Genomic DNA, 14,131 nt, shown 5'->3' with positions numbered 1-14,131 from the left:
ATTCCGAACCCGGAAGTTAAGCTTCTCTGCGCCGATGGTACTGCACTCGGGAGGGTGTGGGAGAGTAGGTCGCCGCCGGACAATTTTTTGTAGGGGCTCCACGCTTGAGGCGTGGAGCCCCTTTTTTTGTGTCCGATGAGCGCGGCCTGGGGCGAGGCGCTGAGCGGAGAAGGGGCCCGTGCGTGGTGGCACGGGCCCCTTCGGTGGTTCAGGGAGTCGCTCCTGAGGTTACTTGGGGAGGACCAGGAGAGCGTCGCCGATGCCGCGTTCCGAGCCGTCCGAAGGCCGGTTGACGAGCTTGTTGTCGACCACCATCGACGTCGACCCGCCGCCGTCCAGGTTGATGGCGTGCTTTGCGCCCAGCCAGCGCATGAACTGGGCGGCCTCCACGAAGTTCGCGCCCACGGTGATGCCCGGTTGCCGGCCGTCGATGGTGGCCAGGATGAGGCTGCCGTTCTTCGTGGTGCCGAGGAGCGTGCGCGGGTGACGGCGGAGGATCATGTTCATCGAGTCGTGGCCGTCACGCTTGGCGGTGATCTTGACCTTGCCGTTGCGTACGAGCCCGACGCTGCCCGCGATCACGTTCAGGTCGGGGGTCAGCTTGAGGGCCTTCTTGGTGCGCAGGTCGACGACCTTGGTGGTGATCTTCACCTTCCAGTCCTGCCAGGCGTGCTCGTTGAGCCAGTCGGCGCCCACGCCGTTGCCGTGCAGCACCCGCATGCCCTTGATGATTTTGCCGCCGGAGGTGCGCAGGCCCACGACCTTGCCGTTGGGGTCGATCACGGCGTCCGTGCCGCCGGTGGGCGTCTTGGCGCCGTACTCCTCCGTGTAGAGGACCAGCTCGTCGGTGGCGGCGGCCCGGTTGACACCGTTGATCTCGGCCTTCTCGCCGTCCTGGGAGACCGCGCTCACGGTCGTCGTCAGCTCGGTGATCTTCGCGGATCGGCCTCTGAGCACCACGGCCGACCGGCCGGGGATGGCCTCGCTCAGGAGCTTGCCGTTCACGACGGACGCGCCGACGGGTTCGCCGCGCAGCGCCTTGGCGGTGTGGATGTTGAAGAAACCGCCGTTGACGCCGACCAGTGCCTTGCCGGCCTTGACCATCGACGAGACGGTTTCGCGCTTGGCCACGCTCTTGCCGAGCGAGGCCGCGTACGAGCCGCGGAAGGCCTTCTTGTCGATCATGACGACCTTGACGTTCCAGGGGCCCGTGGTTTTCAGGCCGTCGTCGCCGAGATAGTCGACCTTGACCTTCAGGCCGGCCTTCTTGAGTGTCTTGGCGGTCTTCTCCGCCTTCTTCTTGTCCTTGAAGGACCACAGGCCGACCCGCACCATGTACACGGTCTGCGAGGGGGCGTCGGCGACGCCGGGCCTGATCACCTTCTGCAGGCTGGGGGTCTCTCCGGCGGCCTCCACCTCGACCACCACGGCCTCGGCGGTGCGGAGGGTGCCGTAGTCGCGGCCTGACGGCATCAGCACGGTCACCGTGTAACCGTCGGTCGACGTGCCCGCCTTCACGTCGTACAGGTCGATGCCCTGTGCCACGGTCGTCGTCTTCTTGGTCGCCGCGGGCCGGGTGCCCAGCGGGAACTTGGCCGACGGGAACCTCACCGACGCCTGCTCGGCCGCGACGGACGCGACCGGCAGTGTGGTGAGGGTGAGTGCCGCGGCTATGGCCAGGCCGCCGGCGAGAGTGCGTCGAGACATGAATTCTCCAGAGGGCGGTAAAGGGACCGCACCATCCTGGCGAGATCAAGGTCTCTGAGGCAGGCGAACACGCGAAAGAAGTGCAGAGGTTACGAGATTGACACCACCAGTGGATACAATTCGGATATGACACACAGCGGCATGTGGTGGTGGCCGATAGACGGCCACTGATTACCCCTGTCCGGGCCGTCTCGAGGCGGCCCGTCAACGTGTGGGTTCTCTCCGGGACGGCATTTATCCAAAGGAGAGAGGCCATGAAAGACGTCGTGCTCACGGGTGACCGCCCGACCGGGCCGCTGCACCTGGGCCACTATTTCGGTTCGCTGGCCAATCGCGTCGAACTGCAGGACGTCCATCCCATGTACGTCCTGATCGCCGACTACCAGGTCATCACCGACCGCGACCTGCCCGGCCAGATCCAGCGCAACATCACCGAGCTGCTGCTCGACTATCTGGCGGTCGGACTCGACCCGGCCAAGGTCACGATCTTCCGGCACAGCGCCATCCCCGAGCTGAACCAGTTGATGCTGCCGTTCCTCAGTCTGGTGTCGGTGGCGGAGTTGCAGCGTAACCCCACGGTGAAGGACGAGATCGCGCACAGCTCGCAGCGGGCGGTCAGCGGCCTGATGTTCACCTATCCGGTGCACCAGGCGGCCGACATCCTGTTCTGCAAGGGCACGCTGGTGCCCGTCGGCAGGGACCAACTGCCGCATGTGGAGATGACGCGGCTGGTGGCGCGACGTTTCAACGAACGGTACGGCGAGGTGTTCCCGGTGCCCGAGGCCATGATGGGGGAGCAGCCGCTGCTCAGAGGGCTGGATGGCGGCAAGATGAGCAAGAGCCGTGGCAACGCCATCACATTGTCGGCCACGGAGGACGAGACGGCCGCCCTCATCCGCAAGGCCCGTACCGACACCGATCGGCTGATCACTTTCGACGAGGCGCACCGCCCTGAGGTGGCCAACCTGCTCACGCTCGCCGCCCTCTGCCTGGGCCGCTCGCCGCAGGACCTGGCGGAGGAGATCGGGTACGGCGGTGCCGCCGCGCTCAAACGCCTGGTGACGGAGGCGGTCAACGAGTTCCTGCGCCCCATCAGGAAGCGCAGGAAGGAACACGCCGAGTACGACGTGCGGCAGATCCTGGCGGAGGGCAACGAACGGGCCCGCGAGCGGGCGGTCACCACCCTCGACGAGGTACGGGCTGCGATGGGCTTCTAGGCGCTTGTACGGGGTGCGGAGCTGCGAGCCGGTTGGAGGCCGTGGATCCCAGGCGGCCCCCGCGTAGGTGCGGACCGGCCCCATTCTGTCGGGCGTTTCCGACTAACGGGAAGGCCGCCCCTCGGCATCGCTCGATCAAGCCGATGCACCGCTCCGCCTTATTGCGCTGTGTGGAGATTGGGATCGGTGACGGTCCTTGCCGGTCTCGGGTGAGCTCGGGGCGGCCGGAAACGCGGCGGAAACCCCGCCCTCCAGTGAGGAGGTGGCGGGTCGCCTGCCACGATCTGGCCGGAGTCGAGCTCGTCCGGGGAAAGTTGCACGTCGTTGACGGGCACCGAGAAGGCTCCCGCGGTGGCGAGCATGCGGCCGAGATCGGCCAGGTCGGGCCTGAGCACATCGGACATATCGCCCATTCCAATACATCGGCGTGCTCACCGGTTCTCCCGGCGGAAGGATTCCAGGGCCAGCAGGGCCACGTGGAGCGAGAGGCATGACTCGACGTCGTCGAGGTCGGTGTCCAGGATGCGTTCGAGGCGGCGCAGGCGGTCGTAGAAGGCGGGCCTGGACAGATGGGCCTTCTGCGCGGCGACCGCCTTGTTCCTGCCCGCGTCGAGATAGATGCGCAGGATGCGGGTGAGGTCGCCGCCCCGCTGCGCGTCGTGGGCCAGCAGCGGGCCCAGCTCCCGCTCGGCGAACGTCTGCAGCCGCGCATCGTCGCGCAGCAGGTGCAGCAGGCCGCGCAGGCGCAGGTCGGGCAGGCGGTAGAAGGCCCGGCCGTCCGGCTGGCGGACCGCCACGTCGGCGACCTGCTCGGCTTCGAGGAAGCTGCGGCGTACGTCCCGGATCGACTCCACCAGCGAGCCGGCCGCCAGCACGAACGTCGAGCCGGGCCGCCACAACGCGCGCAGCCGGTCGGCCAGCGCGGTCAGCGCCGGCTCGACCTGGGCGCGCGGCGGCAGCGGCATCAGGACCCCGACGCGCGCCTGGTCGAGTGCTCCCACCAGGGCGGGCAGGCGGGCGTCGCGGCACGCGGCGGCGGTCGCCTCGGCCAGCTCGCCGAGCTGCGCCTGGCCGTCCAGCGCCTGGTCCACCGGGTCGGTCGGCCTGATGACCACACTGACCAGCTTGCGCCCGGTGAGGGGCACGCCGACCGCACGGGCGCGGGCGGCGGCCTCCTCGGGATCGGAGTAGGCGTGGGTGAGAATGCCGGTGATGATCGTGCCGTGGGCCTGGCGTTCGAGCGACTCCTGGTGGCGTTCGAGCAGGCGGCCCAGGGCGAGCGTGGTGGCGGCGCGCTCGGCCAGCACCATGTCGCGCGGGCTCGGCGAGGAGCCGCAGATGAGGATCAGCCGCCCCCAGTCCTGGCCGCGTGCGCCTACCGTGGTGACCAGCCAGCCGGACGCGGCGTCGTACGCGGTGCGTTCGGCCGGGGCCACCGCCCTGGACCTGCTCTCCCACCCGGCCAGCAGGGCGCCCGCGTCACGGCCCGCGGACTCGCAGGCCAGCACCTGGTGGGCCAGGTTCTCCAGCAGCACGGGCCGGGCGGACAGCCTCGCCACCTGCGCCAGCACCTCGGCGGGCGAGGCGCCTTCGACCGACAGCTCGGTGAAGACCTCGTGGAGTTGCTCGGAGGCCCGAAGTTCCTCCAACTGGATGTCGATGATCCGGGCGTGCACGGACTCGGTGATCTGCACGAACGGCGTCTCGCGGGTCAGCACGATGACCGGCAGGCCGTGCTCCTCGGCGGCCTTGACCACGGCGCGCGGCAGCTCGCGGACGAACTTGCGGCCCAGCTCCACGATCAGCCCCGAGGCCCCCACACTGGAAAGCTCGCCGATGTAGTCGGCGAGCTTCTCCGGGTCGTCGGGGAGCGCGACGCCTGTGGTGAGCACGAGTTCCCCGCCGCGCAGGAGCTGTGCGATGTCGGCGATCTCGCCGACGTGCACCCACCGCACCTTGGTGTCGAGCCGATCGGCGCCCGCGACCACGCGCGGGTTGCCCCGGCGCACGGTCTCCAAGGCGAGGACGTCGGCGATGGTGGGCAGCACGGGGCAGAGCCTAGCTGATCAGCCTGTAAGAACGGGTAAAGGGGGATTTACGCCGTGTTCCCTTCTCATGACGTCAGATCCTCCTCGCGGAACTCGCCGCGGGGCTCGCGTACGCGCAGCTCAACCCGACGGATCTTGCCGGAGATGGTCTTCGGCAGCTCGTCGAACTCCAGCCGTCGCACCCGCTGGAACGGCGCCAGCTCCCTGCGGCAATGCTCGAAGATCGCCCGCGCGGTCGTCTCGTCCGGCTCGAAGCCCGGTGCCAGCGTCACATAGGCCTTCGGTACGGCGAGCCGAACCGGATCGGGCGCGGGGACCACGGCGGCCTCCGCCACGGCGGCGTGCTCCAGCAGCACGCTCTCCAGCTCGAACGGCGAGATGCGGTAGTCGGAGGCCTTGAAGACGTCGTCGGTCCTGCCGACGTAGGTGATGTAGCCGTCCTGGTCGCGGGTGGCGACGTCGCCGGTGTGGTAGAAGCCGTCGCGCATAGCTTCACTAGATCCACCGACATATCCGGACATGAGGCCCAGGGGGCGGCGCTCGTCCAGCGGCAGGCAGATCTCGCCGTCGTCCCCCTGCTCGCCCGAGACCGGATCGACGAGCACCACGTCGTACCCCGGCAGCGGCCGCCCCATCGAGCCCGGCCTGACCGGGTCGTCCGGCGCGTTGCCGATCTGCGCGGTGGTCTCGGTCTGCCCGTAGCCGTCCCTGATCGTCAGGCCCCACGCCTTGGCCACCTGGTCGATGATCTCCGGGTTGAGCGGCTCGCCCGCGGCCACGGCCGTGCGCAGCGGCAGCCGCCAGGCCGCGAGGTCCTCCTGGATGAGCATCCGCCACACGGTCGGGGGCGCGCAGAACGTGGTGACCTGCTCGTCGCGGAGCACCTCCAGCAGGGCGCGGGCGGAGAAGCGCTGGTAGTCGTGGATCAGCACGGTCGCGCCGGCGTTCCAGGGGGCGAACACGTTGCTCCACGCGTGTTTGGCCCATCCCGGGGACGACACGTTGAGGTGCACGTCGCCCGGCCGCAGGCCGATCCAGTACATCGTCGACAGGTGCCCCGCGGGATAGGAGGCGTGCGTGTGCTCGACCAGCTTGGGCTGCGAGGTCGTGCCGGAGGTGAAGTAGAGCAGAAGCGTGTCCTGGGCCCGGGTGGGACCGTCGGGAGAGTAGCGCTCGGGCGCTTCGTACGCCTCGTGGTAGGACAGCCAGGTGTAGGCGTCACCGACGGCGATCTTCGTGTAGTCGCCGCCCGTGAACTTGCCCGCGTCGGCGGCGTTGGCGATCACGTGGGCAACGCCGCCGCGCTCGATGCGCTCCGTGATGTCCTTCGCGGTCAGCAGCGTGGTGGCGGGGATGATGACCGCGCCCAGCTTCATCGCGGCCAGCAGCGACTCCCACAACTCGGCCTGGTTGCCCAGCATGAGCAGGATGCGGTCGCCCCGGCGCACGCCCTGCCGGTGCAGCCAGTTGGCGACCTGGTTGGAGCGGGCCGACAACTCGGCGAAGGTGTAGCGGGCGCTGCTCTCGCCCACGATCTTCAGTGCGACGGCGCCGGGTGTCTCGGCGGCCAGCACCCCGTCGAACCAGTCGAGTGCCCAGTTGAACTCCGACGGCTCCGGCCAGCGGAAGTCGCGTCGCGCGGTGACGGGGTCGGCGCCGAGCAGGAAGTCACGGGCGGCACGGAAATCGCTCATGTCTCGGATCCTGCTACGTCGCCAGCCGCCGCTCAAGGCCGTCCAGCAGCGACACGAGCCCGAAGTCGAAACACATCTCCCGGATCGCCTGCGGGTCGTCGTAGGTGTCCATGTCGATGCGCTCCAGCATGTCGGGATGGCCGGCTGCGGCCCTGGTGACCACGGCGCGCATCTCGTCGGCGTCGTACCGGTCGCCCATCGCGGTGTTCCAGGCGATCTCGCGGATCGTCATGCCGAAGACGTAGGCGGTGAGCGTGGAGATGGCGAAGTCGATGTCCATCCCCGTGAACCGGCCGCCTTGATCATCTGTTGGCGCAGTATCTGCAGTTCGTGCTGGGTTACGGCGAGTTGCAGGCCGGGCTCGCCATGCTGCCGCAGGCCGGCGCCGCGGTGCTGTTCAACGGGATCGGCGCGGGGCTGGGGAAGAAGGTGAGCAACCGTACGCTGATCTCGGGCGGGCTGTCCGTCATGGCCGCCGGTTTCGTGATCATGGCGGCCACTACCGGCTACCCGTCGTTGTTGTGCGCGCTCGTGCTGATGGGCGCGGGCGGAGGGCTGGCCGGACCGTCGGCGTACGCGTCGCTGATGGGGGCGATCCCGCTGGAGCACGCCGGTGTGTCGAGCTTGCGGACACGCTCGTCGCTCGTAAGGGGTCGTTACATTGTGTAACCCGATTTTCCGCTAACCCGACACTCTGGAGATAGGAGGATGCGGACGAAAAAGGAATACTCGGGAGCATGTCGGAGCTTCTCGCGCGCCATCGGGCAGTGATGCCCGCCTGGCTGGCACTCAACTACACCGAGCCCATCGAGATCGTCAGCGGCAAGGGCAACCGCGTCACCGACGGCGAGGGCAAGAGCTATCTCGACTTCTTCGCCGGCATCCTGACCAACATGATCGGGTACGACGTGCCCGAAGTGCGTGAGGCCGTCGAACGCCAGCTCGCCACGGGCGTGGTGCACACGAGCACCGCCTACCTGCTGCGCGGCCAGGTCGAGCTCGCCGAGAAGATCGCGCGGCTGTCCGGCATCCCCGACGCCAAGGTCTTCTTCACCAACTCCGGCACCGAGGCCAACGAGACCGCCCTGCTGCTGGCCACGTACGCGCGGAAGAGCGACCAGGTGTTCGCCATGCGGCAGAGCTACCACGGGCGCAGCTTCGGGGCGATCAGCGTCACCGCCAACCGGGCGTGGAAGAACAACTCGCTGTCCCCGCTCAACGTGCACTTCCTGCACGGCACCGACCGGCACCTCACCCAGTTCGCGGGCCTGTCGGACGCCGACTACGTCAAGGCGTGCGTCGACGACCTGCGCCACGTGCTGGCCACCTCCGTCTCCAACGACGTGGCCGCGCTCATCGCCGAGCCGATCCAGGGCGTGGGCGGGTTCACGATGGCTCCCGACGGGCTGTTCGCCGCGTACAAGGAGGTGCTCGACGAGCAGGGCATCCTGTTCATCTCCGACGAGGTGCAGACCGGGTGGGGCCGCACCGGCAGCGCGTTCTTCGGCATTCAGAACCACGGCGTCACGCCCGACATGCTCACGTTCGCCAAGGGGCTGGGCAACGGCTTCGCCGTCGGCGGCGTCGTCGCGCGCGGTGACCTGATGGACGCCCCGCACGCGGTGGGCCTGTCGACGTTCGGCGGTAACCCCATCTCCATGGCCGCCGCCAACGCCACCCTCGACTTCGTGCTCGACCACGACCTGCAGGCCAACGCGGCTCGTACCGGCGCCATCATCATCAACGGGCTCAAGGAGGCGGCCGAGCGGCTGCCCGTGGTCAAGGAGGTGCGGGGCAAGGGGCTGATGTTCGCCGTCGAGCTGGAAGGCCCCGCGCAGGCGTCCCGCTTCATGGAGGAGACCAAGAAGGCCGGCCTGCTGGCGGGCAAGGGCGGCCTGTACGGCAACGCCATCCGCATGGCGCCGCCCCTCACCCTCACGGTGGACGAGGCCGTCGAGGGGCTCGGCATCATCGTCACCGCACTGGAAACCATCAACGCAGAGGCAGCAACTCAGTGAAGTCGGTCAAGCACTGGATCAACGGGGCGCTCGCGGACGGCGACGACCGTACCGCCGAGCTCTTCAATCCCGCCACCGGCGAGGTCAGCGGGCACGTGGCGCTGGCGTCGGCGGCCGACGTGGACGCGGCCGTGGCCGCCGCGGCGGCGGCCTTCCCCGCCTGGCGGGACGCCTCTCTGATGAAGCGGTCGCAGGTGCTGTTCCGCTTCCGCGAGCTGATGTACGCCCACCGCGACAAGCTGGCGGCGCTGATCTCGTCCGAGCATGGCAAGGTGCACTCCGACGCGCTCGGCGAGGTGTCGAGGGGCCTGGAGGTCGTGGAGTTCGCCTGCGGCATCCCGCACCTGCTCAAGGGCGGCTTCTCCGAAGGCGTCTCGACGCGGGTCGACTCCTACTCCATCCGCCAGCCGCTGGGCGTGGTGGCCGGGATCACGCCGTTCAACTTCCCCGCCATGGTGCCGATGTGGATGTATCCGATCGCGATGGCGTGCGGGAACACGTTCGTGCTCAAGCCGTCGGAGAAGGACCCGTCGGCCTCGCTGCTGATGGCCCGGCTCTGGCAGGAAGCAGGGCTGCCCGACGGCGTGTTCAACGTCGTGCAGGGCGACAAGGCCGCCGTCGACCGGCTGCTCGAACACCCGGACGTGCGCGGCGTCTCGTTCGTCGGCTCCACCCCGATCGCCCGCCACGTCTACGAGACCGGAACCGCGCACGGCAAGCGGGTGCAGGCCCTCGGCGGCGCCAAGAACCACATGCTCGTGCTCCCCGACGCGGACCTCGACCTGGTGGCCGACTCGGCGGTGTCGGCCGGGTTCGGCTCGGCGGGCGAACGCTGCATGGCGATCTCGGTCGTGCTGGCCGTCGACCCCATCGGCGACGAGCTCGTGCAGAAGATCGTCGAACGGGTGGGCCGGCTGGTGATCGGCCCTGGCGACGACCCGAAGGCGCAGATGGGGCCGCTGGTCACCGGAATCCACCGCGACAAGGTCGCGTCCTACCTCGACCTGGGGGTCGAGGAGGGCGCCAAGCTGGTCGTGGACGGCCGCGAGACGGCGGTGCTCGGCGGGGGCAAGGCCGCCGAGACACCCGGCTTCTGGCTCGGGCCGACCGTGCTCGACCACGTCCCCCCGGGCTCGCGTACGCACACCGACGAGATCTTCGGGCCGGTGTTGTCGATCGTGCGCGTCGGCTCGTACGAGGAGGGCCTGGAGCTGATCAACGGCGGCGAGTACGGCAACGGCACGGCGATCTTCACCAACGACGGCGGCGCCGCCCGGCGGTTCCAGAACGAGGTCGAGGTGGGCATGATCGGCGTCAACGTGCCCATCCCGGTGCCGATGGCCTTCTACAGCTTCGGCGGCTGGAAGGCCTCGCTGTTCGGCGACACCCACGTGCACGGCACCGAGGGCGTGCACTTCTACACCCGCGGCAAGGTCGTCACGTCCCGCTGGCTCGACCCCTCGCACGGTGGCGTGAACCTCGGCTTCCCCACGAACGGGTAACCCGCGATTACGGACGGGAGAGATGCGCGTCCCTCCCGTCCCGCTCCCCGGTAAGCTCCCAGCAGAGGGACAAGGGGGGACATCGTGGATCGTCGTCGTACTTATGCCTTGGCGATCGCCGCATCAGCGCTGGTCGTCGGCATGGGAGCGGCGCGGCCCACACCGCCGAGCCCTTCTCCGAGCCCTTCTCCGAGCGCTTCCCCGAGTCCCTCTCAGAGTCCGACGGCGACGCAGAGTGACGGCACCCTGCAGATCCTCACCTACCGCGGCTACGCCGAGTACGGCGGCACCAGCCCCAAGGTCAACTGGACGGGCGCGTTCGAGAAGGAGACCGGCTGCCGGATCGCCAAGCTCGACAGCGTGCAAACCGCCGAGGAAATGGCCGACAAGGTCGACGACCGGCCCTACGACGTGATCTCCGCCGGGCCCGTGCTGGCGGCCGACCTGGTCGCGAATAAGCAGGTGCAGGCCATCGACCCGGCCAAAATCGCCGGCTACGACGACATCGACGAGCGTTTCCGTGACATGTCCACCGTCTCGGGCAAGGTCTACGGCGTGCCCTACCTGTGGGGCTACCACGAGTTCATCTACGACGCCGGCCGGGTCGAGGGCGCGGACCTGCGTGAGGTGTTCGCCTCAGAGCGGGTCGCGCTCAGGGACACCCCGCTGACGATAGCCGACGCGGCCATGGCCGGCGGCTCGGACGAGCCGTACGAGCTGACGACCAAGCAGCTCGACCAGACGGTGGCGCTCCTGGAAGGCAGCAGGGACCGCGTCTATTGGCGCAACCCGATCGACCTGGTCAAGGGGTTCGCCACCGGGTCGCTCGACTATGCCCAGGCGACCCCGTACCACAAGATGTTGCTGCAGAAGGCGGGGAAGCCGATCAAGGCCGTCAGCACCCGCCGGACCACCGGGTGGGTCGACTCGTGGATGCTCGGCGCGAACGTGCCCGACACCACCTGCGCCTACCGGTGGCTCAACTGGGTGACCGCGGCCGACGCGCAGCGCGACGCGGCCGCGTGGGTGGGGTTGGCTCCGGCCAACGACAAGGCGTGCAAGGGGCGGGCCAGGCAGATGTGCGAGGCCTACGGCGCAGGCGAGGACAAGAAGCTCGACCACGTGGTCTTCGCGGTACGGCCGCCCGCTTGCGGGGAATGTAGTGACTATGACGCCTGGACCGAGCGGTGGCGGGAACTCGCCGAGTGAACGGGGGCGCCGATCCTGACGTGATGTGCCGCGGGCGCGCCCCCTCCTCCCGCTGGGCGTGACCTGCAGAGACGCCCTGGGCCTTCCCCCCCTGCCCCGGGGCGTCTCGCTGTCCTGCGGCACGGGGACGGGGCGTGGTGTTTCAGCCGGACCTGTTCAGCGTGACGGGAAGGCGACGACGGTCGCGGCGGGAGAGGGCAGGAGCGCTTCGGCGCAGTCGGCGCAGGCCAGGACCGGCGCGTCGTCGGGCAGCCGGCCGACCCGCTTGCGTGGTCGTGGCCAGCGTTTGTGGCAGACGACACAGGCGTCGCCGTCACGCTGAGCCCAGGTCAGCCCTTCAGGGTCGAACGTCACCATGCTCCGCGTCGCCGTCTTGGTGGAACTCCAGTTCATCACGCTTCCCGCAGCCATTGCCCATCCGTATACCGGAACCGTTATAACCCTGACCGTGGCTGTGATCGTCTAGCAGAGCGTCAAGTCAGGGTGAATTCTCTACCCAGCTGACGGCAGTTACACCAACAAAGTCGGGCATCCAGCGCAAGCCGGGTGCCCGATTCGGATGGGTTTGTTCTAGAGTTCGGCGATCGCCTTCTCCAGGATGCCGAGCCCTTCATCGAGCAGATGGTCCGGAATGACCAGCGGCGGCAGGAAGCGCAGCACGTTGCCGTACGTGCCCGCCGTGAGCACCAGCAGGCCCTCCGCGTGGCAGCGCCGGACGATCTCCTGGACGGCGGCCGGGTTCGGCACCTTGGTGCCCGGCTCGACCAGCTCGATGGCGATCATCGCGCCTCGGCCGCGCACGTCGCCGATCACGTCGAAGCGCTCCTGCAACGCCCTCAGCCGGGGCAGCATGGTGTCGCCGATGTGGCGGGCCCTGGCGACCAGGTCCTCCTCCTCGATGGTCTCCATCACGCCCAGCGCGGCCTCGCAGGCGAGGGGGTTGCCGCCGTACGTGCCGCCGAGGCCGCCCGCGTGCACCTTGTCCATGATCTCCGCGCGCCCGGTCACGCCCGCCAGTGGCAGGCCGCCCGCGATGCCCTTCGCGGTGGTGATGATGTCGGGCACGATGCCCTCGTCCTCACAGGCGAACATCGTGCCGGTGCGCGCGAACCCCGTCTGGACCTCGTCGGCCACGAACACGATCCCGTTGGTCCTGCAGAACTCCGCGACGCGTGGCAGAAAACCCCTCGCGGGCACGACGAACCCGCCCTCGCCGGCGATCGGCTCGATCACCACGGCGGCCACGTTGTCCGCCCCCACCTGCTTGGTGATCATGTCGATGGCCTGTTCGGCGGCCTCCTCGGCGCAGTTCTCCGGCCCGGACGGCCAGCGGAACGGGTACGCGAGCGGCACGCGGTAGACCTCGGGCGCGAAGGGGCCGAACTTCTCCTTGTACGGCATGTTCTTGGCCGTGAGCGTCATCGTGAGCAGCGTGCGGCCGTGGTAGCCGTGGTCGAACACCACGACGGCCGGCCTGCCGGTGGCGTGGCGGGCGATCTTGACGGCGTTCTCCACGGCCTCGGCCCCCGTGCTCACCAGCACGGTGCGCTTGTCGTGGTCGCCGGGGGTCAGCTCGTTCAGCTTCTCGCACACCCGCACGTACGACTCGTACGGGGTGACCATGAAACAGGTGTGGGTGAAGTCGGCGACCTGCCGCCGGACACGTTCGACGACCTTGGGTGCGGCGTTGCCCACGCTGGTCACGGCGATGCCGGAGCCGAAGTCGATCAGCGAGTTCCCGTCGGCGTCCTGGAGCACCCCGCCGCCCGCGCGGGTGACGAAGACCGGCAGGGCGGTGCCGATGCCGGGTGGGACGGCGGCCTGCTTGCGGGCCAGCAACTCCCGCGACTTGGGGCCTGGGATCGCGGTCACGACGCGTCGTTCCTGGGGAATGCTCATGGCCCCGACGCTACGGCGGCCTCTCACCTGCGCCGATATACCGATATGTCAAACTGAAGGCGGTCGTATTCGCCAGAATGGACAAAATCCTCATGCCGCCTTCCCTGCGGACGGTGGCGCGTCGCATGCGCCTCCGCCCACTCGCCGGCACCTCCGCCCGCCCGCTGTCTGATCGTGCGCTGTCTGATCGTGCGCCGTCCGAGGGGTCGCGTCGGTCCGGGGCGGGCGGCCGGGGCGGCGCTGGGGTTCTGGACGTGCCGGTGCGGTGGGTGGCGGTGAGCGAGCTCGCGGACCCGACCCCGTACTTGGAGGGTGGGGAGCTGCTGCTCACGACGGGGATGCGGATGGCTGGGGACCTGTCGGGATATGTCGCTCGACTGGTGGCTCGCGGCGTGTCCGGCCTCGGCTTCGGCGTGGGGGTCTCGCACGAGAAGGTTCCCGCGGCCCTGGTCGCCGCCGCAGAAGAGCACGGGCTGCCCCTGTTCGAAGTGCCGCGCGAGACGCCGTTCATCGCCATCGGCAAGGCCGTCAGCGAACTCCTGGCCGCCGAGCAGTACGAGGAGATCACCCGTGCCTTCGACGCCCAGGGACGGTTGACGCGGGCCGCGCTGCGACCGGAGGGCATGTACGCGGTCATCGACCGGCTCGCCAAGGAGGTCGGCGGCTGGGCCGCGCTGCTGGACGAGTCGGGCGAGGTACGTCACGCGACGCGCGGCGCAAGGACTGGCACGGTGACGGCCGAACTAGCCCGCCTCCGTGGCAGCCACCGTGGCAGCCACCGTGGCAGCCACCGTGGCAGTCACCGTGGCAGTCACCGTGGCGCCCCTCCCAATGACC

General features: G+C 69.0%; 12 protein-coding genes and 1 rRNA gene. 7 read left to right on the top strand and 6 right to left on the bottom strand.

Translation table 11 applies throughout. The features are described from left to right. Window positions 1-81: ribosomal RNA gene (gene rrf / locus E1267_RS37595) — 5S ribosomal RNA — on the top strand; the annotation flags it as partial. A gap of 147 nt (window positions 82-228) precedes the next feature. Here the strand turns inward: rrf and E1267_RS37590 are convergent. Next, a complete protein-coding gene (locus E1267_RS37590; RefSeq protein ID WP_132340053.1) occupies window positions 229-1,707 on the bottom strand; it encodes a phosphodiester glycosidase family protein in 1,479 nt (492 codons plus the stop codon). Between the two features lie 254 nt (window positions 1,708-1,961). Here E1267_RS37590 and trpS point away from each other — a divergent pair, with 254 nt between their 5' ends. Then, window positions 1,962-2,924, top strand: coding sequence for a tryptophan--tRNA ligase (gene trpS / locus E1267_RS37585; protein WP_132340051.1), 963 nt, complete (start codon window positions 1,962-1,964; stop codon window positions 2,922-2,924). Between the two features lie 431 nt (window positions 2,925-3,355). Here the strand turns inward: trpS and E1267_RS37580 are convergent, their stop codons facing one another. The 3 genes from E1267_RS37580 to E1267_RS37570 all read right to left on the bottom strand — a co-directional run bounded on the left by E1267_RS37580 (window position 3,356) and on the right by E1267_RS37570 (window position 6,946). Continuing rightward, window positions 3,356-4,972 carry a PucR family transcriptional regulator gene (locus E1267_RS37580; protein ID WP_132340049.1) on the bottom strand — a complete coding sequence of 539 codons (1,617 nt, stop codon included), beginning with the start codon at window positions 4,970-4,972 and terminating at the stop codon, window positions 3,356-3,358. Between the two features lie 65 nt (window positions 4,973-5,037). Then, window positions 5,038-6,666: an AMP-binding protein gene (locus E1267_RS37575; RefSeq protein ID WP_132340047.1), complete on the bottom strand. Its 1,629-nt coding sequence runs from the start codon at window positions 6,664-6,666 to the stop codon at window positions 5,038-5,040. A 13-nt stretch (window positions 6,667-6,679) separates the two neighbouring features. Then, window positions 6,680-6,946, bottom strand: coding sequence for a hypothetical protein (locus E1267_RS37570; RefSeq protein WP_132340045.1), 267 nt, complete (start codon window positions 6,944-6,946; stop codon window positions 6,680-6,682). Between the two features lie 29 nt (window positions 6,947-6,975). Between E1267_RS37570 and E1267_RS37565 the strand changes: the two genes are divergently transcribed. The 4 genes from E1267_RS37565 (at window position 6,976) to E1267_RS37550 (ending at window position 11,395) form a co-directional block, all read left to right on the top strand. Next, complete coding sequence (locus E1267_RS37565) at window positions 6,976-7,335, top strand: MFS transporter (protein WP_246064503.1); 360 nt, start codon at window positions 6,976-6,978, stop codon at window positions 7,333-7,335. 68 nt (window positions 7,336-7,403) lie between these two features. Continuing rightward, window positions 7,404-8,684, top strand: coding sequence for an aspartate aminotransferase family protein (locus E1267_RS37560; protein WP_132340041.1), 1,281 nt, complete (start codon window positions 7,404-7,406; stop codon window positions 8,682-8,684). Beyond that, on the top strand, window positions 8,681-10,186 hold the full coding sequence (locus tag E1267_RS37555) for a CoA-acylating methylmalonate-semialdehyde dehydrogenase (protein ID WP_132340039.1): 1,506 nt from the start codon (window positions 8,681-8,683) through the stop codon (window positions 10,184-10,186). Before E1267_RS37560 ends, E1267_RS37555 begins: the two co-directional genes overlap by 4 nt. Before the next feature lie 84 nt (window positions 10,187-10,270). Further along, window positions 10,271-11,395: an extracellular solute-binding protein gene (locus tag E1267_RS37550; protein ID WP_132340037.1), complete on the top strand. Its 1,125-nt coding sequence runs from the start codon at window positions 10,271-10,273 to the stop codon at window positions 11,393-11,395. 156 nt (window positions 11,396-11,551) lie between these two features. On the opposite strand, the gene E1267_RS37545 is transcribed toward E1267_RS37550, so the two are convergent. Then, entirely contained in the window at window positions 11,552-11,788 is a 237-nt protein-coding gene (locus E1267_RS37545) for a hypothetical protein (RefSeq protein WP_165960012.1), read from the bottom strand. A 177-nt stretch (window positions 11,789-11,965) separates the two neighbouring features. Further along, on the bottom strand, window positions 11,966-13,294 hold the full coding sequence (gene gabT, locus E1267_RS37540) for a 4-aminobutyrate--2-oxoglutarate transaminase (RefSeq protein WP_132340035.1): 1,329 nt from the start codon (window positions 13,292-13,294) through the stop codon (window positions 11,966-11,968). A 92-nt stretch (window positions 13,295-13,386) separates the two neighbouring features. On the opposite strand from gabT, the gene E1267_RS37535 reads away from it, so the two are divergent. Then, on the top strand, window positions 13,387-14,131 hold a 745-nt coding region (locus tag E1267_RS37535; RefSeq protein WP_425465122.1), incomplete at its 3' end, for a PucR family transcriptional regulator ligand-binding domain-containing protein.

Source organism: Nonomuraea longispora (assembly GCF_004348345.1).
GTDB classification, from domain to species: Bacteria; Actinomycetota; Actinomycetes; order Streptosporangiales; family Streptosporangiaceae; genus Nonomuraea; species Nonomuraea longispora.
The sequence above is the reverse complement of the archived record's forward strand: the minus strand, read 5'-3'. Positions and strand labels throughout refer to the sequence as shown.